Source organism: Tychonema sp. LEGE 06208, from assembly GCF_015207505.1.
Lineage (GTDB): Bacteria > Cyanobacteriota > Cyanobacteriia > Cyanobacteriales > Microcoleaceae > Microcoleus.
This window is the reverse complement of sequence record NZ_JADEWT010000014.1, coordinates 22,277-48,327: the sequence shown is the minus strand read 5'-3', so window position 1 is coordinate 48,327 and position 26,051 is coordinate 22,277. Positions and strand designations below refer to the sequence as shown.

The 26,051-nt window shown below is 45.7% G+C and carries 20 protein-coding genes and 2 pseudogenes; 15 read left to right on the top strand and 7 right to left on the bottom strand.

The genetic code is table 11. From position 1 onward, the window contains the following. Positions 1-84: 84 nt before the first annotated feature. The 3 genes and pseudogenes from IQ263_RS06015 to IQ263_RS06005 form a co-directional block, all read left to right on the top strand. Positions 85-1,923, top strand: coding sequence for a CHAT domain-containing protein (locus IQ263_RS06015; protein ID WP_194066617.1), 1,839 nt, complete (start codon positions 85-87; stop codon positions 1,921-1,923). A 159-nt stretch (positions 1,924-2,082) separates the two neighbouring features. Further along, on the top strand, positions 2,083-2,664 hold the full coding sequence (locus IQ263_RS06010; protein WP_194066616.1) for a hypothetical protein: 582 nt from the start codon (positions 2,083-2,085) through the stop codon (positions 2,662-2,664). Between the two features lie 816 nt (positions 2,665-3,480). Then, positions 3,481-3,664 (top strand): annotated as a pseudogene (locus IQ263_RS06005) (IS1 family transposase); the annotation flags it as partial. Between the two features lie 225 nt (positions 3,665-3,889). Here IQ263_RS06005 and IQ263_RS06000 read toward each other — a convergent pair. Continuing rightward, positions 3,890-5,623: a hypothetical protein gene (locus tag IQ263_RS06000; protein WP_194066615.1), complete on the bottom strand. Its 1,734-nt coding sequence runs from the start codon at positions 5,621-5,623 to the stop codon at positions 3,890-3,892. Between the two features lie 76 nt (positions 5,624-5,699). Between IQ263_RS06000 and IQ263_RS05995 the strand changes: the two genes are divergently transcribed. Next, a complete protein-coding gene (locus tag IQ263_RS05995; protein ID WP_194066614.1) occupies positions 5,700-6,008 on the top strand; it encodes a hypothetical protein in 309 nt (102 codons plus the stop codon). 209 nt (positions 6,009-6,217) lie between these two features. On the opposite strand, the gene IQ263_RS05990 is transcribed toward IQ263_RS05995, so the two are convergent. Next, entirely contained in the window at positions 6,218-6,697 is a 480-nt protein-coding gene (locus IQ263_RS05990; RefSeq protein WP_194009867.1) for an NUDIX domain-containing protein, read from the bottom strand. Between the two features lie 250 nt (positions 6,698-6,947). Here IQ263_RS05990 and IQ263_RS05985 point away from each other — a divergent pair. After that, a pseudogene (locus tag IQ263_RS05985) lies at positions 6,948-7,650 on the top strand (esterase/lipase family protein). Between the two features lie 170 nt (positions 7,651-7,820). Further along, complete coding sequence (locus IQ263_RS05980) at positions 7,821-8,510, top strand: Uma2 family endonuclease (RefSeq protein ID WP_370589001.1); 690 nt, start codon at positions 7,821-7,823, stop codon at positions 8,508-8,510. A 38-nt stretch (positions 8,511-8,548) separates the two neighbouring features. Here IQ263_RS05980 and IQ263_RS05975 read toward each other — a convergent pair whose 3' ends face one another. After that, positions 8,549-9,367: a class I SAM-dependent methyltransferase gene (locus tag IQ263_RS05975; RefSeq protein WP_194066612.1), complete on the bottom strand. Its 819-nt coding sequence runs from the start codon at positions 9,365-9,367 to the stop codon at positions 8,549-8,551. Between the two features lie 168 nt (positions 9,368-9,535). Beyond that, positions 9,536-11,491, bottom strand: coding sequence for a cation:proton antiporter (locus tag IQ263_RS05970; protein ID WP_194066610.1), 1,956 nt, complete (start codon positions 11,489-11,491; stop codon positions 9,536-9,538). A gap of 958 nt (positions 11,492-12,449) precedes the next feature. Here IQ263_RS05970 and IQ263_RS05965 point away from each other — a divergent pair. The 3 genes from IQ263_RS05965 (at position 12,450) to IQ263_RS05955 (ending at position 15,666) form a co-directional block, all read left to right on the top strand. Then, positions 12,450-12,944, top strand: coding sequence for a DUF427 domain-containing protein (locus IQ263_RS05965; RefSeq protein WP_194066609.1), 495 nt, complete (start codon positions 12,450-12,452; stop codon positions 12,942-12,944). 653 nt (positions 12,945-13,597) lie between these two features. Then, on the top strand, positions 13,598-14,716 hold the full coding sequence (locus IQ263_RS05960) for a GGDEF domain-containing protein (protein WP_194066607.1): 1,119 nt from the start codon (positions 13,598-13,600) through the stop codon (positions 14,714-14,716). 29 nt (positions 14,717-14,745) lie between these two features. Beyond that, the gene (locus IQ263_RS05955; RefSeq protein ID WP_194066604.1) at positions 14,746-15,666 is read left to right on the top strand and encodes a hypothetical protein; all 921 of its coding nucleotides are present in this window, start codon (positions 14,746-14,748) and stop codon (positions 15,664-15,666) included. Positions 15,667-15,780: 114 nt separating this feature from the next. On the opposite strand, the gene IQ263_RS05950 is transcribed toward IQ263_RS05955, so the two are convergent. Both IQ263_RS05950 and IQ263_RS29185 read right to left on the bottom strand, forming a co-directional pair. After that, positions 15,781-16,800, bottom strand: coding sequence for a methyltransferase domain-containing protein (locus tag IQ263_RS05950; protein ID WP_228049825.1), 1,020 nt, complete (start codon positions 16,798-16,800; stop codon positions 15,781-15,783). A gap of 499 nt (positions 16,801-17,299) precedes the next feature. Next, entirely contained in the window at positions 17,300-17,434 is a 135-nt protein-coding gene (locus tag IQ263_RS29185; RefSeq protein WP_255515817.1) for a hypothetical protein, read from the bottom strand. Between the two features lie 91 nt (positions 17,435-17,525). Here IQ263_RS29185 and trxB point away from each other — a divergent pair, with 91 nt between their 5' ends. The 6 genes from trxB (at position 17,526) to rpoD (ending at position 25,221) form a co-directional block, all read left to right on the top strand. Beyond that, positions 17,526-18,896, top strand: a complete 1,371-nt coding sequence (gene trxB, locus IQ263_RS05940) for a thioredoxin-disulfide reductase (protein ID WP_194066603.1) — start codon at positions 17,526-17,528, stop codon at positions 18,894-18,896. Between the two features lie 576 nt (positions 18,897-19,472). Further along, on the top strand, positions 19,473-20,357 hold the full coding sequence (locus tag IQ263_RS05935; RefSeq protein WP_194066641.1) for an ABC transporter permease: 885 nt from the start codon (positions 19,473-19,475) through the stop codon (positions 20,355-20,357). Between the two features lie 120 nt (positions 20,358-20,477). Beyond that, positions 20,478-21,680, top strand: coding sequence for an AAA family ATPase (locus IQ263_RS05930; RefSeq protein ID WP_194066602.1), 1,203 nt, complete (start codon positions 20,478-20,480; stop codon positions 21,678-21,680). A gap of 33 nt (positions 21,681-21,713) precedes the next feature. Then, the gene (locus tag IQ263_RS05925; protein ID WP_194066601.1) at positions 21,714-22,337 is read left to right on the top strand and encodes a DUF4276 family protein; all 624 of its coding nucleotides are present in this window, start codon (positions 21,714-21,716) and stop codon (positions 22,335-22,337) included. 853 nt (positions 22,338-23,190) lie between these two features. Beyond that, positions 23,191-23,370, top strand: coding sequence for a hypothetical protein (locus tag IQ263_RS28225; RefSeq protein WP_228049824.1), 180 nt, complete (start codon positions 23,191-23,193; stop codon positions 23,368-23,370). Positions 23,371-24,051: 681 nt separating this feature from the next. Then, positions 24,052-25,221 (top strand): RNA polymerase sigma factor RpoD, encoded by a 1,170-nt coding sequence (rpoD, locus tag IQ263_RS05915; RefSeq protein ID WP_194066600.1) that lies wholly within the window; start codon positions 24,052-24,054, stop codon positions 25,219-25,221. Between the two features lie 641 nt (positions 25,222-25,862). On the opposite strand, the gene IQ263_RS05910 is transcribed toward rpoD, so the two are convergent. Further along, positions 25,863-26,015, bottom strand: coding sequence for a chlorophyll A-B binding protein (locus tag IQ263_RS05910; RefSeq protein WP_194066599.1), 153 nt, complete (start codon positions 26,013-26,015; stop codon positions 25,863-25,865). Positions 26,016-26,051 lie beyond the last annotated feature (36 nt).

Here is a 26,051-nt window from a genome sequence, read left to right as displayed (position 1 = left end):
AATCTCTCCCACTCGATCGCGCCCCAAACCCGATAAACTACGATATAGATAAACTCGATCACCCCTTATATCCAGAGTCGTAAGATGGCGCGCCCTGAAAGTCCTTGCCTCAGTATAGCGATCGCTCGCCTGAGAACCGCTGGGGCAAACCATTTTGCCACCTGGGTTCTACAAGCTCCCTATCCCAGCGGGTACGTTCACCACGACTGTATGTGGCCCGATACCCTCTCCCAATCCTGGAAAGCTTGGCAGGAAATGTTTTCCCCCTCCGGGACAATTCACGAATTGCCCCTACATCCAGATGGCAGTTTCGTTTCGCCGGAAAACAACCAGAATATACTTGCAGAAACTGAAAAACGAACTCCTAAGTCGCTACAACTACCTCCACCGCTCCCCTCTGTGTCGCTTCAGCTCGGTCAAGGGGGGTGGGGCGACAGGGGCGAGCCGAACCAGCAGCAGCCACCTGCAAGCTACAGCAGCCGCCTGATGCAGCATTTGGGAATCGATCTTTGGCGGTGGCTGTTTGAAGGGCCGATTCAGGGCAGTCTGCAGGAAAGTAAAGGTATCGCGATCGGGCAAAATCTACCCCTGCGGGTTCGCATAGATTTGCGCGAACCCTATTTAATTGCTTTGCCTTGGGAAATTATGCAGCCTCAAGCCGGTCAACCGGCAATTTCTCTGTCGCAGCAATTGCTGTTCAGCCGCACTACCAGCAATGTCGAGCCTTTGCCGCCCCTGCGTCCTGCCGAGTCGCTGAACATTTTGCTAGTTTTGGGACAAGCAGAACCAGGCCGCGGTGCTAATGCTGAATTTTCTACGAGCAATAACCGTCATTTGCAGTTGGAAGCTGAAGCACTCGCCCTCGCTGGGGTTCTTGAAAGTGCTTTTCAAACCGACGACAGCGACAAATATTTCGATATTAGCGTTCCGACTCGCGTTGATACTTTGATCGAACCTACTCCGGCCGAACTAATTTCTCGGCTGGAAACGCAAGCTTATAACATTCTGTTCTACTCGGGCCACGGGATACCGGGGCCTGACGGCGGCTTGCTGTTTTTGGCGCCGGACACGACGATGAACGGTACTGAACTGGCTCAGGTTTTAGTTCGGTGTCGCGTGACTCTGGCAGTGTTTAATGCCTGTTGGGGAGCTCAGCCGGCGGTGGAGAGGCAGCACTCCAATAACGGCCAGCAACAGGCCATCGCCCGCAGCAGTTTGGCTGAGGTACTGATCCATCACGGGGTGCCGGCGGTGTTGGGGATGCGGGACTCGATCGCCGATCGCGAGGCCCTAAGTTTTATCCAAACTTTTGCTCGAGCTTTGGCCGGGCGGATGTCGGTCGATCGGGCCGTCGCCGTCGCCAGACAGCAGCTACTGACGCTTTACAAGTTCAATCAACCGGCTTGGACGCTGCCGGTGCTGTATATGCACCCAGAGTTTGACGGTGAACTGACTGAGCCGGTAGATGACCTGAAAACGGAATTGCCTTTAAATTCTTCTACTTGGCTGGGACGTTTGCCGTCTTGTGCTTACTTGCGGGGGCGCGATCGACCCAATGTCAAATCCACCGAATCAACCAATCAGGTTTGGCAGATTTGCGCCGGGATGGTTCGAGTCGGACGCTGGGAAGAAAACGACGTAGTGATTCGAGAACAGTGGGTTTCTCAGAAACACGCCGAGATTTTCTGCCGCAACAGCATCAGAGATAGCCGGGAAGAACCTAGCTACTTTTTGCGCGATTTTTCTCGTTACGGGACTTTAGTTTTGGGGGCCCAGGGATGGGTGAGAGTTCACCACCAAGAACTGCTGTTGCAATCGGGCACTCAGCTAAAATTTGGCAGTTCTCAAGGTCAGATTTTTGAGTTTACTATTGAGGTTCCAAAAAGTTCGGGCTACAGTGAGACTGATTGCGGAACCAATTAAGGTGCGGGTGTAGTTAATGAATGCGATCGAAACAGCAAACTTCTGAGCGTTAAGTCTCAAGTCTGAAGTTAAAAGAGTTACTCACCGCAGGCCGCTCGCAACTATCACTTAGTAGAATCCACTTTCTGTACTTTCCTTGAAGCACTTAGGTATTACATCATGGCTACCCAATCTCCCGATTCTCAATATTTTCGCGACTCGCTTTCTCAGGCCGAAATGGAACTGCTCGCCACAATTGTTCAGACTGATGTTGCCTATCCCTGGAATCCGGCACAGCTTGAATCAGAATCTTATTGGGCGGATTTAGAGCAGGAATTTTCACTGTCTGACTCTTTCAGCGACAGCGATATTGCCCTGAAGTCGGGAGTTTTATTCGCGCAATTAGAACAAGTTTGGCTTTCTAGCGCCCTGCAAAAGTCTTTGGGCGATAAATTTGCTGGCGTTCCTGAAGATTTTTTGACCCGCATCGCTCAAAGCGTCCAAAATGCAACTGTGAAGTATCAATCTTTAGCTGACCAAATGGTAGAGTGCGTGTTAAATATTTTGCCTCAGTGGGCTGAGGAAGATTTGCAGGTGTTGGCGCGTCCTTTGGCTTATGCCATGCGAGAGGGTGATTCGTCCGGGGTGGAAGCGGTTGTGGAGACTAAAAGACCTTGGGCGCAATTGTCGGAAATAGAACAGGCGAGAGTTGGTTTGACTGTCGCCCGCTATGCAATTTCGCAATTAGAAATTTCTGATTAGTTTTTTCACGGTTGGGTTTTTATACTGCGATCGCCATAATTTTTCAAATTAATATAAAATTAATCTACCTTGAGTTAGATGTTAAATTTGTCTAGTTGTTAAAACACCTGGATTGCTATAGTTTGATATAGCAATCCTATTCAATTTTTAGACTTGATTAGAACTGATACACGGGCGGTCATCAACCTGGTTTTTTTACGAAAAATCTGCGTTTTTAGCTACAAATCGTGTAAAAACGGGTTTTCTGGGTTGGCGGTGTAAACTTTATATAGCGGTTCTCACAAAAGTGAGAACCGCTATATCTCTGGCTGGGATTGTGAGGGCGACTGGGGTTTCGGAACGGTGGTTGCAATACTATATGTTTATAAAAAATTAGGAACTGTAAAAAGACAAGTAGAAGTGAAGTCAAAAAAAAGGGGAAGCTAACAATTCAATGTGATGAAATGTTGTCATTTGTAGGTAATAAGGATAATAAGCAGTAGATTGGGCTTGCCATTGATGCCTCAATATTCATAAATTGTAGGAGTATATATTGGCAAAAAAGATCGAGCTGGCGCTCAAGGATTATGGGATTCTTTGCCACCCGTTTATGGTCAATGTGCCGTAAGTTATATCAAATCCGGTAGCATCGGAATTATAAAATCGAGTCAGATCAAATCCGCGCTTCATAGTTCTGTATTCATCTCTCTCTTGTCTTCCTCTGTGTTCTCTGCGCCCTAGCGCCGGTTAAATCACCTGACGATGCTACCGGAAACGATATTATACAGAATTTTGGAATGCCTAGGTCAGATTTTTTCTCAGAAAATATACAAGAAAGTAGGAAATGAGACTGGTCTGACAAACCATATAGAAAGATTTAATAATACGATGAGACAAAGAATATCTCGATTGGTGAGAAAAAATATTTCATTCTCTAAAAAACTCTCCAATCATATTGGCAGCTCTTTGGCATTTTATTCATGAGTATAACGCCAGTTTATGTATTAATGAAAGTCCTTAATTTTCCTTGCTATGCAGGATTACCTTTATGGGAATGGCAAGTTATGAAACTTGACAAAAATGGGATATCACGATTATCCCATTTTAACTGGTATTTTATTTTTCCGCGAGTACCTTAGCATACCAAGTAAGGAATAACCATTATTTTTAGTCGATTCTATTGCACCTCATAACATCGGGAAGTGCTGTAATTCCCAATTACCGATTCCCAATTAGTCACAAACAATTAATTTTCGGTAGGAGGAGAAGGCGACACTTCGGCGGGAGAAGGCGCAGCTTCCGGCGACGGCGACGGAGCAGCTTCCGGCGATGGCGAGGCTTCGGCGGGAGCAGGCGCAGCTTCCGGTGAGGGCGAGGCTTCGGCGGGAGAAGGCGCAGCTTCCGGTGAGGGCGAGGCTTCCGGTGAGGGAGCAGGAGCAGGAGACGGCGACACTTCGGCGGGAGAAGGCGCAGCTTCCGGCGACGGAGCAGGTTGCGGCGACGGCGACACTTCGCCGGATGGTTTCGGTTGAGGCGAGGGCGACGGTTTGGCGGCGGGCGCAGGTGCCGGCGGCGACTGTTTTGAACCTGGTTGCGGTTTGTTTGGACCGGCGGGTGGCTTCTCAAACTGGGGTTTGACTTCCGCAGGTGCTGGGGATGGCTGGCTTGTCGGACTCGGTTGTGTCGGCGCTAGGGCTGGCGGCTGCTGGCCTGTTGGTCGGGGGCTGGCTGGGGCGGTGGATGGCGTTACAGGAATGCCGCGGCAAATTTTTTCGTCGTATTTAAATGCGACAGCTACCTGGTAAAGCTTGTGCGTGCTGGATGCTGGAAATGTCAGAGCTGGGTTGATAATCGCAGTTTTAGCCGTGTTGTCTAGAATACTGTAACCCGTGGGGACGATCGCCTGTGGCTCGGCTTTGAGCAAACCTTGAGGGCTGACAACTGCTCCAAAAACTGCGACTCCTTCGAGTTTTTGCGAGCAAGCAGCAGCAGGATAAGCCACATCCACAGGAGTAGGCCCGGTCATTTCCAAGTCGGGATAAGCTTTTTTGAATTTCTCAAACAAACCAACATAGGTATTTGCAGCAGCAAGCTGTGTCTCTCTGTCGCGGGGCAAGTTTGAACCGGGAACTCCCTGCTGTTCTAGCTGTTGCTGTCCCTGGTCAAATTGTTGCCTCCTGAGTCTTTCTTCGGGAGTTTCTGCAATCAGATTCCTTTTATTCGGATCTTTTTGAGTCAATTTTGGCCCTCCCTCGATTCCCGAATTCCTGCCGGCAATTGGAAATTCGGGCGTGAAGACTGGAGCACCGTCTGGAAATAGCGGCAGTCCGCCTCTACTACCTATGATTTTTTTGAGCGTTTCTGCCTCGTCTTCCGAGGGCCCGCCGGGAAGCTGGGGCGCTTCTGTCAGCGATGGTGGCGCTGGGATATTGCGATCGAAATTACCGGGCAATGGTGGAAAAATTACACTGCCGGGAGGCAGTGGCGGCAGGATAGTCGGTGTTGTGGGGGAGGGGATTTTGAGAGTTGGGGCTGGAGTTTTGGGAAGCGGCGGGGCTGTTGGGGCTGTTGGGGCTGTTAAGGGCCCGAGAGAGGGAGGGAGAGGGGAAAAGAACCCTGGAGGGGGCATTCCCGGAGGCATGGCGGGCAAGTTAATGCTTGGAGGTGCGGGGGGTAAAGGCGGGGCTAACTTGGGCGTGAGGGGAACAGGAACAGGGGCGACGAGGGAAAACGGTGTATTGGAGGGCTTTGGTGGTATAGTTTGTGGCAAGCGCCCCGCTTGGGCCGGAGTTAATTGTACGAAGCCGACGGAACCGGGGATATTTTTGTTTGAGGAATTTCCACCATTCATTAAGTTTGAAATCGTCGGGGCACCTACTCCGAGGATTCCGTGAACGCCGACAGAGGCTAGGGCTGCCCACCAAAAAGGTTGGCGCACCGGTTCAGAAAGGGTGTTGGCTAGGGACGAAGAGTCTGTCATGACCATAGGGAATAAGTAATTGGTAACTGGTAATTTGGGAATTGATAATTTGGAATAGGAGGTTAATAGTTATTAGTTGATATTTTTTTATTTTGACCGATTTAAAAGCGGTTGTTCTGGAATTCAAAGGTATAATTTTAGCACGGTCGGCATTGAAATTGCCCGATCGACTTTGATGACGATTCCGCTGTTTTTAGGCAGGAGGCTGGATGCTGTACCGGGTTTCTCAGTTATTGCTGAGAATCGTATTCGGGGCATCAGGCCATCTGGCGGATTCATAGAACTATTGCTGCTGGAGGTGATGGCACAGACTGCGCTGTGGTCATACCCCTGTTGTGGGCTGAACCAATTAAACACGATCGCTCGCACAGATCGATCGGCGTAACCGAATTGGAAACGCCATCACAAAAACTCACAACTCAAAATTCGGGGCTGTAAGTAGAAAGGCGTAAATATTTGTAGTTGGGATGAGGCAGGAGTCAGGAGACAGAATGCAGGAGGGATTGGGGTTTTAGCCTCATTTATCTTTCTTAACACAGTTGTGTTTTTCCCCACCGACTTACTTAGCTGGAATCTCAAAACTACTGCCTCGATTCACCAGCGATAGCGGTAAGTTTTAAAAGGAGCTCCCTCGATGCTCAGCAAGTCGATCGGATAAATAGGAGCCCCGCTTGCCAGATACTGAAACATCTCCCGAACTTCCTCTCCCCGCAGCGACAACTGGTCTAATTCTTTGAGAGAATACCAACCAGCACACAAAGTATACTCGTCCGGCTTGCTCTTAGGCGGTGTTTTATCTTCAGGACGAGCCACAAAAATGACTCGGAGGCGCACGTTCCCCCTAGGCATCACCGTATGCTCTACCCTGAGAATTCCTTCCACGATCACAGAAATGCCCGCTTCTTGGACGGTATTGCGAACAGCGGCATCGAGCAAAGTCTCCCCTTTTTCCACCCGCCCTGCTGGGAGATACCACTGCCGATCGTACTTGCGCTCTTGTACCAGTAGAAAACGGTCTTCTAAGTGAACGACAACTAGGGTAAAATACAATGTTGGAATCGGCTCGCGAGCCATAGAAGTAGATATTCCCCAAGCAAAAAGTTTAACCAGCGACAGGTGTTAGCCATCCAAAGAGTGCTTTTTCAAGCGTTTGTGAACTTGAAAAACATATCGTAGCATCCCCTGGCCACCAATCCAATAATCTCAAATCTCAAATCTCAAATCTCAAATCCTACCACCCCCGCACCAGCAATCGAATAATCTAAAATCGATAATCGATTGGCCACCAATCCTAAAATCTAAAATCTAAAATCTAAAATCTATTGTGTCATTACCAACTGTGATTTTGCCTGGATATTTTGCTGCTGCTTCGGACTATCGGGAATTAGAAAAATCTCTAGTCGATCGAGGTTTTCCAACTGTAACAGTACCTCGCTTGCAAGCGAGATTGGTTGCCGACTTTTGGGGGGCAGTCGATGGTGCCTATTTTGCGGCAGCTCAATCGGGCGGTCAAACAAATGTTACAACAATACGGCTGCCAACAGATCAATCTCATCGGTCATTCCGCCGGCGGATGGATTTCTCGCATCTATTTGGGCGAAAAGCCTTACACCATTCACGGGGACGTGCTTGAAGACGCGGGTTTGTGGGAAGCTCACTCATCTGTCAATACTTTAATCTGTTTAGGCACGCCACAAATCTCTCAAGAGTGCTGGACGCGCAAAAATCTAGATTTTGTCAAAATGCACTATCCGGGAGCTTTTCACCCGCAGGTGCGCTAGGTGTGCGCTGCTGGGAAGGCTGTTTTTGGGCAGCCCGGTTTGGGAACTTGGCTGGCTTATAAAAGTTATGAGTTGACTGTGGGGAAGGGCGAAACTTGGGGCGATGGAATTACGCCGGTGGAAGCTGCTCATTTGGAGGGGGCCGAAAATTTGGTGTTGGAGGGAGTGTGGCATTCGCCTCGTTCTCCGGGGAAGTGGTACGGTTCGCCGGAGGTTCTGTCGGCTTGGATTGGATATTTGCGGTAGAAACGAACCGCGAAGGCGCTTTAGGCTTTCGCCGCGCGTCAGCGCTAGGACGCGAAGGAAGAAGCGGAAGATTTGGTTAGAATTTATCTTGGGAGTGAGTTTTTTGCTACGAAACTCGCTCCCCGCGATGCTATGTTTGCTTAATTTTTTATTGAACTGTAACTATTATGATGGCACGCCCGCGATTGCTCAATCCTCTTTTAACTGTACTTCCTTTGGAAAATGGCGATCGGCTCAGCCGCGCTGAATTCGAGCGCCGTTACAGCGCAATGCCGGAACTAAAAAAAGCTGAATTGATTGAAGGAATGGTTTATATGGCATCACCTTTAAGATTCAGAAGTCACGGGAAGCCCCACGCTCATATTATGACTTGGCTGGGGACTTACGAGGCTGCTACACTTGGGGTGGAATTGGGGGACAATGCGACTGTGCGCTTGGATGCGGATAATGAACCTCAGCCGGATGCTTTGTTGAGAATTGATACGGGAGGTCGATCGCACATCAGCGATGATGATTATGTTGAAGGTGCACCGGAATTAATTGTTGAAATTGCCGCCAGCAGCGCTTCCTACGATTTGCACGAAAAACTCCGAGTCTACCGCCGCAACGGAGTACAAGAATACGTAGTTTGGCTGGTTTATAATTGTGAATTAGATTGGTTTAAGTTGAGGGATGGGGAATACGTGCAGCTTGAACCTAATGCTGAAGGGATAATTTGTTCGGAAGTATTTCCGGGTTTGCGGTTGGACAAGTATGCTTTGTTAGCTGGGAATTTGGCGAGGGTGTTGGAGGTTTTGCAGCAGGGATTGACCACAGCCGAACATCAGAGTTTTTTAGAGTCATTGGTCATTAGTCCTTAGTCATTGCTGGGAGGAAGCTGGAGAGTTATTCGAGATGTCTATTTATTTTTTTCTCCGCAAGCCATCAACCAAAAACTCATCATCGATCGATCGCCCTCAGCTAAAAATTTATCCCGCGAAACCAGATAGCTTTCTATTTCCGACTCGGAAATCAACCCTTGTTTGACCATTTGTAAAATAGGCCCGGAGTCCAGCAAAGGTTGAAACGCTTCAATTCCTATGATATCGCTATGGCTGACAACCGCTTCTAAATTGATGCTACCAAACCCAGCTTCTTGGAGAATGCGGCACAGATTTCGCCCGATCGACAAATCGCCGCCCCGACAAGCTATCACCTGCTTAAATTTCTCCCTGACAATCTCGACTGACATGGGTGGATTTGTCAGCCAAAACAGATCCGCGTCGCTATCGACAATCACCAGTTTTCCCCCAGGCTTCAAGATGCGGAATATTTCTCTAGCTGCTGCGACGGGCTCGGGGAGGTGGACGAATAGCAAACGGGCGATCGCAAAATCAAAAGAGTTAGCAGGTAAGCCAGTATCCGCCACCGACGCTTGCACGTAATTTACTCGATCGCCCCCTTTAAGGTGCAAATATTCTACTGCTTTTTCCTGCAGTGCGGGGTCAATTTCTACCGCTGTTATCGAACTATTTGGCAGCAATTCTAACAACTTTTCCGTGAAAAATCCCGGCCCGCTACCCGCTTCCAAAACATTCATCCCGTCGTCCAAACCGAACCACTTTAAATTGCGCGCTTCCTTTTCCCAACTGAGGAGAACTTGAGCTTTTAACCGCTGGATTTCTCCCTCAAATTCCAGATTGTACGTGTTTGCTTGATACGAACCTTCTCCTAGCATAAAATTTTCCTTCTTCTTGCTTCTACAGCATTTTAGCGCAGGTAAGACAGATGAAACTTCGCTTAGCTTAAAAGTCACAAACCATCTTTAAATTATCTGCGTTAATCAGTGTTGCATCTGCCTCACATTTGCGGTTGTTCTATCGATCGAAGTCTTAGGTTAATGCCCCTAACGCGAAACTGGCGGCAAAATTTCAGCCTCTTTTACGATTGCCGCTTCTTTCAAAACAGGCTCTAAAACCGGATCGGGAATCGGCACTTCCTCTACTACCTGATGCTTTTCTAAAGTTAATCGAGACTGCGACCCACCAGATAATCTTTTTAGCAATTTCGGTGTTGGATCGTGCAGCAAATAAATAATTCGATCGCCCGCTTCCCAAATTTGGGCTGCAGACACTACTTGCAAGTATCCCTGTCTTTCCACTAGCAACGGCGCTAATTCCCCGCCTTGCACCAAAGCTTCCAAGTGAGCAATCTGAAACTTCAATCCCTCACTTCTTAACTCGGTTTCTCCCAATTTTACTTCGCTGTTGTTCAAATATTCATTCCAATCCTTCAGCGGCAAATCGGAGACAAAAGCTTGATTTATTTTATTCTGATTTGCGGGCGCATTTCCCTGCGGATCTTTGGGAAACATTGCTAAAACCCTCGGCGGTGCAAATTCCTCGGCTGCTCGTTGAGCTAACACTAAGTTTACTTCACCGTTGTTAGTCATTGCCAAAAAAGTTCCCATCGAATCAAGTCCAGCTTCTTCTAAAATGCTGTGATCCAGAGCACTGCTTAAAAACACTCGCAAACCTGCTTTTTCTGCTTGTTCGCAAGCTTCCGGGTCAGTGTCGATAATGGCGACAGATTCTCCGCGTTCTTGAAACAAGCGAGCAATTAATCTGCTCAAAGGATTTGATCCCACAATCATGGCACCGGTAGCTGATTTTAAGGTGATGTCCAAAATTTTAGCGATCGGGCCTGCAGTCAATCCCTGTAAAAAAACTGTGATAATTATTGTGAGGAAAACTAAGGCTTTAATTGAATCCCCGCCGGTGACTCCTCGCTGGGTGAGCAAAATTGCAAATAAAGAGGCGATTGAAGCGGAAATAATTCCCCTCGGCGCTACCCAACAAGCAAATAATTTTTGCCTCCAGTTTAGCCCGCTGTTGATGGTGCAAAGCCAAATGTTAATCGGTCTCACTATCCACATTAAAGCTAAAACTGTAAACACACTCCCCCAACCGAGGGCGACCACACTTTCGAGGGATAAATCCGCCGCCAGCAGCACGAAAAGTACGGATATAGAGAGGACTGTGAGCTGACCTTTAAACCTCCTCAGCAGCCTTTCTTCCGGCACTGAAGCGGCTCTGAGCACTATGCCCGATAGTACGGCCGCCATCAGTCCCGATTCACTGGTGATTTGTTCTGAAATGGCGAATAATCCCCACAAACCGGCTAAAACTACTAAATTTTTGAGGTCTTCTGACAGGAATTTCGCTCGTTTGAGAATGAGGCCTAGCAGCCAACCTCCGGTAACTCCGATAACTGTGCCAATACCAAGCCGCACCATTAAATCTCTGAACAAAATCAGCAAGTCGGTATTGCCGTTTAAAACCACGTTCAGTACCAATACTGCCAGAATTGCCCCAACGGGATCGACTAAAACACCTTCGCCTTCTAGCAAGGCGGCGACTTTTTTGTCAACGGATACTTGTTTGAGCAAAGGGCCGATGACTGTCGGGCCTGTGACGACTACTAGAGAAGCATACAGAAAGGCGATCGACCAGGGGAATTCCCCCAGCCAGTGCGCTGCCATTCCGCCACCAATTAGCGTAATCAAAGTGCCGAAAGTAACTAAATTGCGGATGCTTCCAGAAACTTTGCCCAAGTCTCGCAATTCTAAATTCAAGCCGCCTTCAAACAGAATTAAGGCTACGCAAAGGGATACCATAACTTCCAAGCCGTTTCCCAACAGACTCGGATGCAGGATTCCCAAGCAATCCGGGCCTGCTAAAATGCCGAACAGCAGCAAAAATACGATCGCCGGAACTTTCAGATAAGCGGCCAGAACTTGAGCGCTGATGCCACAGGTGACGGTCATGACCATCAACAGGGTGATGTTAAAGGGGGTTTCCATAGATCTAATTATGACAGGCTGTCCTATCCGTTTTCAAAGTGCGATCGGGGGTTATGTGATTACAGGCGCTAGATTTTGCGCCGCTACAAACTCGGCACGACCCTAGATTTTTGCTAATAAGATTAAAAAACCTTAATATTCGCTATAACTTTATCAGATAATTCTCTTAGCGTCAAAGATGCCAGTAGCCCCTTCTGAAAGTAGATTCCCAAAGGCTGAAAGTTGAAGGCTTTTTGGCTCAATGGCTAAAATGAGGTCATAATTCGGCAAATATTTGATAATTGCTGAGAATTACTAATTCCCAATCTGTACCTCGCACAAATAAGATTGATTGGTATAGCAGTTCTAGAAAAAAATGAGGCATCCAGCCAGCCATCCCTCAATCCCTCAATCCCTCAATCCCCCAATCTAAAATCTAAAATCTAAAACTTGTACGCTCGCAACTTGTGAGTCAGCGTCTTGTCCTGAGCTTAGTTGAAGGTAGCCGAAGCAAGCCGAAGCATCTAAAATCGACTGACTTCTGACCTTCTTAAAAAAGGCTATAGTTAGGAATTGGGTACTCTGAAAAAATGGTTCGATCTCTGTTTTTTCAACGCTTGAAAGCTATATATCGGTTAAATCGGATAATTGGGACAGCAGGCTTGAGTTGCAAAAAAAAATGATTGATGGATGAACCGCAGATTTCAAGCCGATTAACACTGATGGACGCAGATATTTTTGTGTCGCAGCTAATCTAAAGTTTTGTCTTGGTCTGCGAAACCGCGATCGAGTTTACTGAAATCTATATAATCAAAAATTAGTGTTTTGAGCTAAAGCCTTTGTCCGCAATTGTTGAGTAAAGCATCCTAAAATAGAGGTAAAAACTTGACTTTGCAGTCAAATTAAGGCACTATTTGGACTAGGACTAGGTTGATAACGCTCAGTCCCTAATTATTTTTTGGCAGGGGAGATTGTGCAAGTGAACTTCGATCGCATAGAACCTGGCATTGGTCAAGAGTCTGTTTGGGATTACCCTCGTCCCCCTCGCCTTGAGGAATTGACCAAACACGTACAGATTATTTTTAATGAAGTGACGATCGCCGACACGCGACATCCTCAGCGGGTGTTGGAGACAAGTCACCCTCCAGTCTACTATATCTCCCCCGAGGATATCCAAATGCAATATTTGCACAAAACTTCACGGGGCTCATGGTGCGAGTGGAAGGGACAAGCAGGTTATTACACTGTGACGGTGGGAGAAAAGGAAGTAGTAAATGCTGCTTGGTTTTATCCCGAACCCAATCAGGTTTTTGCAGCTATTAAAGATTATGTGGCTTTTTATCCTAGCAAGATGGATGCCTGTTATGTGGACGGAGAATTAGTACAAGCTCAACCAGGAGATTTTTACGGCGGTTGGATTACTAAAGATATTGTCGGCCCGTTTAAGGGAGGAATGGGAACTTGGGGTTGGTGAGAGAATTAGTTTTGAGTTTGGGCCGCGCAGGGCATTGGGCGGAGCGAAGCGGAGGGATTGGGCCGCGGAGGGATTGGGCCGCGCAGGGCTATCCTCACCACGCTTGAGAACCGCTATAGTGGTGCCAACAACCTAGTTTTTGCCAAAAAAAATGGTTGAAAGCCTTCTCATTGTCAGGCGAAAGAAACAATTAATTGGGTGCATCTGGTGTTTTGCATTTGTAGTGCGAGCGGGGACGCTCGCACTGTAAAAAAAATCCTTTTTGCGATGCAGGAGATGCTCCCAAATTAATTTCCCTCGCAGGAAATTTCAAAAGCGATCGACTATCGGGTAACTGTCCTTTCGTCAACCCGAAGACTTGGTTGGGCTGCGCTATTCTAAAAATTCGCTGGCTGAAGTCGCCCTCAACTGTCAACTCTTGAAAAGTATGGGGGTTAATATTCTCCAGTGAAAATTCACATTTAAATACGATCGATAATTTAAGTGTTATACAATTACATGAATACCAATTAATGAATCAATAGACTCCTGAGATAAGCGACCTTTTTTTATTGTAATTCACAATACAACCAGTTATAGTATATTAAGTTAATCTCGAAAAAATGTTGACAGTAGGTTTGTTGCTGCTGTATAGTTGATTTTGGATATGCGCTGTGTTTGCTAAATTTATCACGCCACCCCTAGAACCCGAAAAACTACCTAAAAATTTATCTTTAGAGTCTACTCTTAAAGATCTAGCTGTATTTAATGTTCAGGTTCAACATTCATGTATTGCCAAAGATGTATCTCGGTTGTTTCAGTCTCACCCGCTGCTTCCGGGAGTTATCTTGACCGTAAATGGCGAATTTTTAGGAATGATATCTCGCCGGCGATTTATGGAACGCATGAGTCGCCCTTACGGAGTAGATATATTTGCTTGCCGACCGATTGTGGCTTTGTATCAAATAGCTAAAACCGATATTTTGATTTTACCAGGAGTCGCCCTAATTGTCATGGCAGCTCAGCGAGCAGTGCAGCGACAGCCAGAACAGCTTTACGAACCGATTGTCGTGCAGTTAGAACCTCAAGTTTACCGACTTTTAGACGTGCATCAAGTGTTAATAGCTTTATCTCAAATCCACCAACAAGCTACTTGGTATATTAGCGAACTTTATTATAATTTATCTGTCACGCAATCGGAGTTAGAAGCAGCAAATTCTCAATTAACAGCAGCTAATTTGGAATTATATCGCCTGGCAAATTCAGATGGTTTAACTCAGGTTGCTAACCGACGATGTTTTAATGAATACTTAGAGAAAAAATGGCAAAGTTTGGGAGAAGAAGCAGCAGAATTATCTTTAATTTTATGCGATATTGACTTTTTTAAGACATACAACGATACTTACGGACATCAGGCGGGAGATGCTTGTTTGCAACAGGTAGCCAAAACTATTGTTGAGGCGGTAAAATTCTCAGCGGGGGAAGTTTTGCGGGAGACGCTGGTGGCCCGTTACGGAGGTGAAGAATTTGCGGTAATTTTGCCTAGAACTTCATCCGAAATGGCTGTCACGATTGCAGAGCAAATTCGAGTCAGGGTGAAAAAACTTGAAATTAAAAATATTAAATCGCCCAACTCTGGTTGTGTTACACTAAGTTTGGGAGTGTCGAGTACGGTGCCTCAACTGGAAATTTCCAAAAAAGATTTGATTGAAGCTGCCGATCGTTCGCTTTATGAAGCTAAAGACGGAGGGCGCGATCGGGCAATTTTAGGTAATATCAAATTAGATAAGTAGAAGAGGTTGAGTTCAGGAACTTTTGGCTTATGGAATTGCAGGAATGGCAAAACTTGAGCGACGAAAAAAAAAATCGCTACTCACAGGAATTAGCAGCACATCTGCCACAGTCAGTAATTTTTAAAGGTTTGCGATTTTACCCTGATGGTGGCAGCGAACTCTCTATTGCCATTTTCGAGTATGGAGGAGCTTTATTTTCTCTGATGCCAGGGGGTGAGGTTCAAATTGGATGCGAAGTCGGCAACTTTCGCCCGACAGACGAGCAAATTGAATCATTTCAAGATACTGCCGAGGTGTATGAGATCGATCGAGATATATACTCTTACGTCCAAAGCGTCACTACACCTCCTCGAAAGGTGACATTTTCGCCGATGCTTGTAGAAATTAAACCAACAAAAATCGGTCTTGAGGCAATTAGTTCGGAGTCACTTAAAATCCAGAATTTATTAAAAGAGTTTCCAGACAGGCAGAGGATGATATGTAACGATAGATACGGATTCGATCGTGCTGAGGATGGCTCGATTGAGGCTTGGCAAATTACGAGCAAAACGCATGAAGAACTCGCGACTGAATTGGCGACTGAAGGACTGCGCTTGCTAACTTTCGACGAATGGGAGTATGCTTGCGGTGCCGGAAGTACCACTCTATTTCGCTGGGGAGACTTAAATCCTAGCGATTGCTACCCAACTGACAAGGCAGCCGACTGGAAACTCCACTTGCAGCCCAACCTTTTCGGACTCCACATCGCTCAAAATCCTTACGATGGCGAGGTAATTAGCGACAAACATACAGTCCGAGGCGGAGACGGCGGATGCTCCATTTGCGGTGGACTTGGCTCTTTTTTTGGTTGGTTGCCGCTAGCAACTGCCTACTGGGAACCCGATGCACTTGAGTGGTTGGATGAAGACATTAGGGGAAACCTCATGCGCCGCATAATTCCATTACCCTAACGCTGATTCTGGCTTTTTCTTCCTATTCTTCCTTCGTGTCCTTCGCGTCTTCGCGGTTCAATCATACTAATTCTTCCTGCCCAAAAGTAGATATTTGCAACCGATCGTCCCAGTTTACAAAGTCTCGCACCAAGCACGCTCAGCCGTCCAGTGCCTGTCCGAAGATTCATAAATCCTCACACCTTCCAATCCTGCAGTTTCCATCATTGTCTGTATTTCAGCCAGAGTAAAAGCCGCGTGCAGCGAATCGCTGAATAACTGTTTTTGATGCGAGTTGCAATCTCCCGCATACATCTCAACTAAATTATCCCTGATTGCTTCATCTTCAGGCCTGAACAAATCCCGCAAAAATATTGCTCCATTTGGTTTTAAGACTCGCCGAACTTCGCGCAAAAACGGCAGCGGATCGGGCAAATGGTGGATAATGCTGTTAGAAATCACCATATCAAAATAACTGTCTGGATACGGCATAGCTTTAGCATCAACTAATTCTAGATTAATTTGCGATCGCACATTCGCCTCAGACACATTTTCCAGTCCTAATTTCAGCATATTTGCCGACATATCGATGCAAGTCAACTCCCAAGCAGGGCGGATTCGAGCAATGGCGATCGGGATTCTCGCCGTACCAGTCCCAGCATCTAAGATTTTCCCAGACATCGGCCCTAATTCGATCGCACTTTTAGCAAAAGCCGCATTCACCTCAGTAAAATCCATCGAGTCATACTCAACAGCTTCTTCCCAAGAATCCATAACCTCCGGCTCTAGAACGCGCTGCATAAAACCTGTCCTACTGTCTGACATTTCCACCAGATACGAACCGAGTTTCGCCTGCAAAATTTCGACCAACTGCGGTTCCATATACTCGTAATTATCGGCGATTTGCAGACAAATAACTTTTTTGCCTTTAAGACTTGCGGGAAACTTGCTAGCAAGTCGATCGCCGTGCTTCTTCTCCATCACAAATATCAAATCTGCCCAACCCAGCAAACCCTCAGTCACTCTAATTCTGGCACCTTTTTCCGTTCCAGCCGATCGCACACTCAAGCCGCTAACATTCTCGCATATCTTCTGTGCAGTCAAACTTCTCCACTTATTCCGGCTGCAAACAAACAATAATTTTGTTTGATCCATCGCACCAAAGTAAACTTTATCTGTATTTTACCCGCCTACATCAAGGTTAAAACTCGATTCGCTCTCAATTTTTGAAATTATCTGTTCGATTGGTGTGTTTATCCGCTGATATCTGCGGTTGACTTATCAATCCCAGATTTATGCAAATTTGCCCCCGCGCCCTGGCACTGCACAAAAGCTGCTATTTGTCAAATCAGCCCCAAATCTCGTTACAATTCTTATCTATCGATTATGCGTTTTTTGCATAAATTCTTTAAGTAATTGCATGAATAGAGTAGAGTGATTTGACGATTTTAAAAGGTTTCAGCCAAAAAACGTAAAAGCAGTCACAAAAACTGTCAGATTATGAAAATCGTACCACAAAGCTCAAACAAAGTAAATACGTCAAATTATTGAGAATGAAGTCAATAAGTTGAGCGGTCTTTAGATTTGCTTAAGATTTGAGGGGGCAAATTAGATACAACATTTAAAACTAAATAGACTTTTCGATTGTCTTTGGTTATGAAACGGGTGGAAGTTGTCGCGAAGCTCGATCGACCTTGAAAAATAGTAAGTACGATCGCACAATAAAACCAACCAGTGAAAAAATAATGCAACTCGCTTGCAAGCTGCAAACCAATACAAAATTAGCCATTGCCAGCTCAAATCTCAAATGGTATCGCCCCAAGCTAGAACTCTGCTAAAATTGAGTTAAACGAAGTCGTTATGAGTTTGAATAAATAACTGTGACCAACGAAACTGTAGAAAACCTAGTAATTATCGGCTCAGGCCCAGCAGGCTACACCGCAGCCATCTACGCCGGGAGAGCCAACCTCAAACCCGTAGTCTTTGAAGGCTACCAAACCGGAGGCATTCCCGGCGGTCAACTGATGACCACCACAGAAGTCGAAAACTTCCCCGGCTTTCCCGAAGGCATCACCGGGCCGCAACTGATGGATCGGATGAAAGCTCAAGCAGTGCGCTGGGGTGCTCAATTATACACCGAAGATGTAATTTCTGTTGATTTAACGAATCGTCCATTTACAGTGCGATCGGAAGACCGAGAAATCAAAACCCACACCATAGTAATCGCTACAGGCGCAACAGCAAAAAGGTTGGGTCTGCCTAGCGAACACGTATTTTGGAGCCACGGCATTTCTGCCTGTGCGATTTGTGACGGCGCTACCCCAATTTTTAAAGGAGTTGATTTAGCAGTCATCGGCGCGGGCGATACCGCAGCGGAAGAATCTATTTATTTGACAAAATACGGCTCTCACGTACATATGCTGGTGCGGCGCGATCGGATGCGCGCCAGCAAAGCCATGCAAGACCGAGTGCTGAGCAATCCCAAAATCACCGTGCACTGGAACACCGAAGCTGTAGATGTTTTGGGAGTGCCCGGAAGCAAAATGGATGGGTTGAGAATTAGAAATGTCGAGACTGGCGCTGAAACAGATTTGCAGGTGAAGGGATTGTTTTACGCGATCGGTCACACTCCCAACACTCAACTGTTCCAAGGTCAGCTAGAACTCGACGAAATAGGTTACATCGCCACCAAACACGGCACAGTAGAAACTAGCGTCGAGGGAGTTTACGCCGTGGGCGACGTGCAAGACCACGAGTTTCGCCAAGCCATTACTGCAGCAGGTAGCGGCTGCATGGGGGCGATGCTAGCAGAGCGTTGGCTCTCGGTCAATGCTTTAACCCAGGAATTCCATCAAACCGAGGAATCCGAGCAGCCAGCCTCTGCGCCGGAAGCTCAAAAAGTACGCAAAACCAGTGAGAACTTTGATATCACAGACACGCGCCACGAAGGAGGTTATGCTTTGCGGAAGTTGTTCCACGATAGCGATCGACTAATTGTGGTCAAATACTCCGCTCCGACTTGTGGCCCTTGTCACAGTCTCAAGCCGATTTTGAGCAAAGTAGTAGATGAGTTCGAGGGCAAAATTCACTATGTGGAAATCGACATTGAAGAAGATCCAGAAATTGCTGAAAATGCTGGCGTGACTGGTACGCCGACGATTCAGTATTTCAAAGACAAAGAATTGGTAGTCGAACTCAAAGGAGTTAAGCCGAAAAGTCAGTACCGCGAGCTAATTGCCAGTAATTTGTAGGACTTACTCGCGGGTTTCCAGAAACCGGGTTTTTCACGAAAATACCTGTTGTAGCTCGATAACCCACAAAAAAACCCGGTTTCTTGAGTCACAGCGGGTAGTTAGTATTCGGCGACTAAGGGAGAGAATTTTTGACTGTTGCGGATTTTTTCGCCTAGGTGCTACTAAAATCGAAAAGTCTCATATTTGTCGATCGCAATTATGGCAACCGCGCCCGACACTTAGAAAATTCTTAATTGCTAAAACCCTTTCATCCCTCTTCCTGATGACGTTGTACGGAAAGCTCAGAGGCGACAGCAAAACATGACTAATGACTGATGACTAATGACTGATGACTGATGACTGATGACTGATGACTAATGACTAATGACTAATGACTAATGACTAATGACTGATGACTGATGACTAATGACTAATGACTGATGACTAATGACTAATGACTAATGACTAATGACTAATGACTGATGACTGATGACTAATGACTAATGACTAATGACTAATGACTAATGACTGATGACTAATGACTAATGACTAATGACTAATGACTAATGACTAATGACATCTTCCCTCATAAATATGACCCAAAGCCGCCTCCGACTACCGAAATTTCTCAACCTTGCCTCAACGTCAAGCCTGTCAATGAAAATGATGTGGGCGGGTTTGACAATAACTGCCGTGTTTGTATTGGTAGCCACTTTGTCTCCGGCCATGCAAGCTTGGGGATGGCTGCAAAATCCTACCGATGCTTTGATTAATCCGATTCACGAACCACCGTCCGCGAATTATTGGTTTGGTACCAGCCGCAGCGGCTACGATGTTTTTTCCCGCACGCTGTTTGCTTCTCGCGCTGCTTGGCAAGTGGTGATTTTAGCCACAAGTTTGAGCTTGTTTATCGGCGTACCGCTAGGTTTGCTTAGCGGTTATTTGGGCGGTAAGCTCGATCGAGCGCTGTTATTTTTAATGGATACAATTTATACTTTGCCGGGGCTGCTGCTGTCCTTGACACTGGCGTTTGTAGTAGGAAGAGGAGTATTCAACGCTGCGATCGCCCTGAGCATTTCCTACATCCCTCAATACTACCGCGTAGTCAGGAATCACACCGCCAGCATCAAAACCGAATTATTTGTCGAAGCCGCCCGAGCAATGGGTGCAGACACTCAGACAGTGCTTTCGCGCTACCTCTTCCTAAACGTGATTCAAAGCGTACCCGTGCTGTTTGCCCTTAACGCCGCCGACGCGATTTTAACATTAGGAGGCTTAGGATTTCTCGGTTTGGGACTTCCCGAACAAACCCCAGAATGGGGACACGACTTGCGTTTAGCCTTGGATGCGTTACCTACAGGCATTTGGTGGACAGCATTATTTCCTGGTTTGGCAATGACTTTAATGGTAATCGGACTATCTTTAGTAGGAGAAGGATTGAACGAATTTGTTAACCCTCGGCTGCGAAATCAACAATAATTTGTCTCGCTGGTGAATTAATCACAATTAAGTTGCGAGTGCATTTTTTAGCGAGAGATGAACTCACAACTTGTTAAATATTTTAATTCACGAGACATAAAATCCAATCAAGGAGGTGAAATGATGAAAAATATTCCCCGTATAGAATATCTAAAAGTCCAAAATTACCGAGCTTTACATAATCTAGAACTTAAAAAAATTACCCCCTTAACTGTCCTCTTAGGACCTAATGGTAGCGGAAAATCAACTATTTTTGATGTTTTTGCTTTTTTGTCTGAATGTTTCAATGAAAGCCTCAGAAAAGCATGGGATAGAAGGGGCAGATTTCGAGAATTACGCACCAGAGATAGTACAGGCTGCATCATTATTGAATTAAAATATCGAGAGACATCAAAATCACCGTTAATTACCTATCATCTCGCCATAGATGAAGAAAATAATCGTCCTTTCATTGCTGAAGAATCGTTACAGTGGAGGCGAGCCAGCCAAGGTAAACCTTTTCGGTTTTTAGACTTCAAAAAAGGCGAAGGACAAGTTATTAGTGGCGAAAGTCCTGATGAAGAAGGTGAAAGGATCACCGAAAAACTAGAATCATCTGAATTTTTAGCAGTAAATACCTTAGGACAATTTGCCAAACATCCTCGCGTCAGCGCATTAAGACGCTTTATTACAGGTTGGTATTTATCCTATTTAACCGCAGATAATACCCGCAGCCTTCCCGAAGCAGGTGCACAGGAAAGATTGTCCCCCACTGGTGACAATTTACCTAATGTTATCCAATACCTAAAAGAACAACATCACCAACGGTTAGAAGAAATACTAAAAACCCTTTCTGCTCGTATTCCACGCCTCGAAAAAGTCGAGGCTCTTGTCATGCAGGATGGCCGACTTTTGTTGGAAATTAAAGATGCTCCTTTTTCTCATCCCATTTTGGCAAAATATGCCTCTGATGGTACCTTAAAACTCTTAGCTTATTTGACAGTTTTATTCGATCCAAATCCCCCGCAATTAGTGGGAATAGAAGAACCAGAAAATCATTTGCATCCGCAATTATTACCTCAGCTTGCAGAAGAATGTCGTTCGGCTTCGGCGAATACTCAATTAATGATAACAACCCATTCTCCCTTTTTTGTAGATCGTTTAAAACCAGAAGAATTATGGGTATTATATAGAGATGAAAAAGGTTTTACTCAAGCCAAAAGAACCGCAGATATGCAGGGAATTAAACAATTTATAGAAAACGGTTCCTTACTCGGTTCGCTGTGGATGGAAGATTTCTTCGATGTGGGAAATCCCCTCAAAAACGCGGGTGCACCGCAATAATTTTAACTTGAAAATTAAGAGGAGGTGAGCATTTTGCATCTTGAATTTTTAGTGGAAGAAGCATCACTAGAATCAGCTTTAACCCAGATTTTACCCAAAATATTGCCATCGACTGTCACCTATAAAATTCATGCTTTTCGAGGGAAAACAGATTTACTGGCTAAATTGCCTAACCGTTTGAAAGGTTATCAAGCATGGCTTCCGCCTGACAGGAAAATAGTTGTTTTAATAGATAAAGATCGAGAAGATTGTCTCAAATTAAAACAACAACTAGAAATAATGGCAATATCATCGGGATTAATCACTAAATCTTCCTGTCAAAAAGATAAATTATTCCAAGTCTTAAATCGAATTGTAGTTGAAGAATTAGAAGCGTGGTTTTTCGGCGATGTTGAAGCAATTTGCCAAGCTTACCCTAAAGTCTCTCCCAATTTAGCTACTCAAAAAAAATATCGAGAGCCTGATGCTATCAAAGGAGGCACCTGGGAGGCTTTAGAAAGAGTATTACGGAAGGCTGGATACCATCAGGGAGGACTAGAAAAATATAAAGCCTCTAGCGAAATTTCTAAATATATGAATCCTGAATTAAATCGCTCTACAAGTTTCCAAGCTTTTTATCGAGGTTTATTAGACTGCATCAATAATAAACAGATATAATCAACTTTGCCGGCGTTGTCAAGACAGATGCGGAGCAGAAATTTATCCTGATAGCGAAATACCCTAGCTATCGAGCCACATGATTTAAACCAGAGTGGCCGGATACCTGCTTTCGGAGGAAGGGCTGTAAATAAATGTAACAAAAATCTTCACATAGCACCAGAGTCCTATTGTTTAACAGCTTTGAACGAACTCGGCAGCTTTTGGACGATCGCCAAACAGCAAGCACATCACTACACTCGGTAAGTTTCTTTTTTTTAAAAGCTATCCTCCGCCCTCCGCTGTAGCAAAGTCTGCTGGGCTTTTGTTCTGTCTGCTGGAAATCTTCCACACAACACCAGTAATTTTACTTGAAATTGATGAATTTGCTTTGTCAAAGCTTCACACTGTTAGGATATATTTAAAGTAAATGTGAAGTTGTGCTTTCGGGAAATAGCGAATTGTCTTGCTTGTGAAAATGGGCGTTAGCGAAGCTTGCAGAAGAGGATCGCGCAAGTGCGAGCCGAAAGCCAGCAAATTTTAGAGACATTTGCTGCCGGGAGTTGCGCGACGGGTTAACTCTCAGTAGAATTTATCCGGGTGGTTTTTGCCACGCTCTGCCATAAACTCGTGTCCCACTGCTTAAATGAAAATGTGACGTTAATAACTTAATGTGATTTAATGTCGAAATTAAACCCAATTTCTGGGATTTGAGCTAACTTAACAAAGAAAGCCCCTGTTGCACTATTAAACCCGCAACGCTTCATTAGGGGAAATCGTCGGTTTCTACTTCAGAGCGGCCGACTTACAACTCAAGTTCGCAAGCTTTATTAGATCGCAGATTGCGTATGATTCAATTCAGGGAAACAGGGTAATGATGGGTGCATCTACAAAGATTTTATTGGTTTCACTTCCAGCAAATCAAAAATTGTCTGCTAACTGTCTGGCAGACTGCGCCGCAGCCGTTCACCCACATCAGCACAAAAAACAGCGCAGTTCGATCGTACCCAGGTTTTTAGGGGGCTTTCTCAGGATTGAGCTGAATCGACCATGAGTCACTATTGTCAAGCTAAGCTGACAAATTTTTCCGAGTTCTTGACAAAAATTGAAAATAACTTCCATTTTTTGTGAGAACGGCTACAATCGGAAGGGTCTTTGCCAGATCCGATTCTCACCATTTGGTGCTACGACTCTCTGCTGTTGCGTTTGAAGCAGCAAACCTACATCCGAGATGGCAAAAATTAGCCGTGCAACTGTGAGATCTGACAACATCGTCACTCGCACCCTGTCGGCTTTCTCAAAAGTTCGACACCTCAAACACAAAAGTTAGAGGGTTCAGTACCAGAAAACTGGTACGGGTAAAAGATCGAAGTACCGGGCAAAAAAAAGCCAGTATTTTGACCTGCGTGCGATCGCATCTCTGGCATTCGTTTTTCTGGGTAAGGTATCGCAGATGAGGCGATAACTCGCTGTGAAAGAAAAAGCTGCACCCTCAATATAGGTTGCAACGTTAAAAATATGCGATAGATTGAATGTACTCGCTGCTTCTTTCAACCAGAAGTCGAAATTTGACTCGTCAAACAAACGCAGTTTCGGTCACTGCTTCATTTAGCAAACTGAAAAGCCCACTATTTCTTACTGCGGAAATGCCAATACTGGCTAACTTGTCTAAACTACAAACAGACACTATTCCACTGTTATTTATTCTTTAATTCAGGAGCATGAGGAAGGCGGCATGATCCAGGCTAACACCGTACTCGAAACCACAATCACACCCGAAATGGAAACCATCGAGTTGCTTAGGAACGCCAAAAGCGTTCTACCCGAAAGCGAGTTGGAACTTTTTATCGACGAAGACGACGATCGAGAAGATTTTCTAGACAGCCCATCTGAAGAAGACGATACTAAAGTTGGCAAAGGTGTCAAAGCCCGCCGTCGGGCCCAAGCCAAGAAAAAGCATTATACAGAAGACTCTATTCGTCTTTACCTCCAAGAAATTGGTAGAATTCGACTGCTGCGAGCCGACGAAGAGATTGAACTCGCCCGCAAGATTGCCGATTTGCTGGAATTAGAGCGAGTTCGAGAACAACTCCTCGAAGAGTTAGACCGCGAACCCAAAGATAACGAATGGGCTAATGCTGTAGATATGGCACTTCCGGCATTCCGTCACAGACTCCATGTCGGTCGGCGGGCCAAGGAGAAGATGGTACAGTCAAACCTGCGTTTGGTGGTGTCGATCGCCAAAAAGTACATGAATCGCGGTTTGTCTTTCCAAGATTTGATTCAGGAAGGCTCTTTGGGTCTGATCCGGGCCGCTGAAAAATTCGATCACGAAAAAGGCTACAAATTTTCCACCTACGCAACTTGGTGGATACGTCAAGCCATCACCAGAGCAATCGCCGACCAATCCCGGACTATCCGCCTACCGGTTCATCTTTACGAAACCATCTCGCGGATTAAGAAAACTACCAAACTTCTTTCTCAGGAAATGGGCCGCAAGCCTACGGAAGAAGAAATCGCGACTAAAATGGAGATGACGATCGAGAAGTTGCGTTTCATCGCTAAGTCCGCACAGTTGCCTATTTCTTTAGAAACTCCAATTGGCAAAGAAGAAGACTCGCGTCTGGGAGACTTTATTGAATCTGACGGAGAAACGCCAGAAGATCAAGTCTCGAAAAACTTGCTAAGAGAAGATTTAGAGAGCGTTTTGGATACTCTAAGCCCTAGAGAACGAGATGTATTGCGACTGCGTTACGGCTTAGACGACGGACGGATGAAGACCTTGGAGGAAATTGGTCAAATCTTTAACGTCACTCGCGAGCGGATTCGTCAAATCGAGGCTAAAGCGCTGCGGAAGCTGCGCCATCCCAACCGCAACAGCATCTTAAAAGAATATATCCGCTAGAGTATTTGTCTGGCATCACCCAAAAGAGTGATTGGCTCTTTTGGGGATCGAACCATAGCTTTTTTGGGAGCGATGGTTGTTAAACTTTTTGTGTTCGCTGCACTGCGAGTCATATCAATTCCGGTGAAACCGGAATGAAGTTAACTGTTAACTGTTAACTGTTAACTGTTAACTGTTAATTTACTATTCCGATGAATAGAGGATTTGATATCATATCATTTCGGGTCGATTACCATCACAAAAACGGTTCGTAGTGCGGACTTCAGTCCGCCAAATTCTGCGGAGTTAAATCCGCACTACAAACGAATCTGATTGCGGTCAATCCAACGGACATGAGATAGCTATTTGCTACAGGTAAATCGCCCTGCAAAAATTGCGCTGCTAAAAGTGCGCGGGAAAAATTTTGGGAGTTCTTTTGGGGACTCCCAAGCTTTCTATTGTCTAAACAATCTCAACTGAAAAATTAGATTCGTTGAAAGCAGTTGGCTCGCGCATTGCAGTTCAAAAACCCGGTTTCTCGATCGGAGTCACTCGAAGAGCAGCTACTCGCGTCAAAGAAACCGGGTTTTTTAATCTTAGTCAGATCGAGAAAAGAATGGTGTCCCAATTCTCCAATCTCAAATCTAAAAGCTAAAATCGTACTAGATCACGCCCCAGAAGTGAAGCAGGCCTTGACCGGAAACCAATTCGATAATCACAGCGGCAGAGAAACCAATCATCGCTAAACGACCGTTCCAATTTTCAGCTCCTTCGCTGAAGCCCCAGTTCCAAGCGTTGCGTTTTTGTTCTTGCATAGTGCGAACTCTTTTTGTTAACTTTTGTAAGGCTTA

What these genes read in the sequence shown, in the direction of transcription:
- IQ263_RS05910 (WP_194066599.1), bottom strand. Translation starts at nt 26,015, where the DNA reads ATGCAAGAACAAAAACGCAACGCTTGGAACTGGGGCTTCAGCGAAGGA.
- IQ263_RS05990 (WP_194009867.1), bottom strand. Translation starts at nt 6,697, where the DNA reads ATGGCTCGCGAGCCGATTCCAACATTGTATTTTACCCTAGTTGTCGTT.
- IQ263_RS06010 (WP_194066616.1), top strand. Translation starts at nt 2,083, where the DNA reads ATGGCTACCCAATCTCCCGATTCTCAATATTTTCGCGACTCGCTTTCT.
- IQ263_RS05970 (WP_194066610.1), bottom strand. Translation starts at nt 11,491, where the DNA reads ATGGAAACCCCCTTTAACATCACCCTGTTGATGGTCATGACCGTCACC.
- IQ263_RS28225 (WP_228049824.1), top strand. Translation starts at nt 23,191, where the DNA reads ATGATGGGTGCATCTACAAAGATTTTATTGGTTTCACTTCCAGCAAAT.
- IQ263_RS05955 (WP_194066604.1), top strand. Translation starts at nt 14,746, where the DNA reads ATGGAATTGCAGGAATGGCAAAACTTGAGCGACGAAAAAAAAAATCGC.
- IQ263_RS06000 (WP_194066615.1), bottom strand. Translation starts at nt 5,623, where the DNA reads ATGACAGACTCTTCGTCCCTAGCCAACACCCTTTCTGAACCGGTGCGC.
- IQ263_RS05930 (WP_194066602.1), top strand. Translation starts at nt 20,478, where the DNA reads ATGATGAAAAATATTCCCCGTATAGAATATCTAAAAGTCCAAAATTAC.
- IQ263_RS05935 (WP_194066641.1), top strand. Translation starts at nt 19,473, where the DNA reads ATGACCCAAAGCCGCCTCCGACTACCGAAATTTCTCAACCTTGCCTCA.
- IQ263_RS05950 (WP_228049825.1), bottom strand. Translation starts at nt 16,800, where the DNA reads ATGGATCAAACAAAATTATTGTTTGTTTGCAGCCGGAATAAGTGGAGA.
- IQ263_RS29185 (WP_255515817.1), bottom strand. Translation starts at nt 17,434, where the DNA reads ATGGCTAATTTTGTATTGGTTTGCAGCTTGCAAGCGAGTTGCATTATT.
- IQ263_RS05980 (WP_370589001.1), top strand. Translation starts at nt 7,821, where the DNA reads ATGGCACGCCCGCGATTGCTCAATCCTCTTTTAACTGTACTTCCTTTG.
- rpoD (WP_194066600.1), top strand. Translation starts at nt 24,052, where the DNA reads ATGATCCAGGCTAACACCGTACTCGAAACCACAATCACACCCGAAATG.
- IQ263_RS06015 (WP_194066617.1), top strand. Translation starts at nt 85, where the DNA reads ATGGCGCGCCCTGAAAGTCCTTGCCTCAGTATAGCGATCGCTCGCCTG.
- IQ263_RS05975 (WP_194066612.1), bottom strand. Translation starts at nt 9,367, where the DNA reads ATGCTAGGAGAAGGTTCGTATCAAGCAAACACGTACAATCTGGAATTT.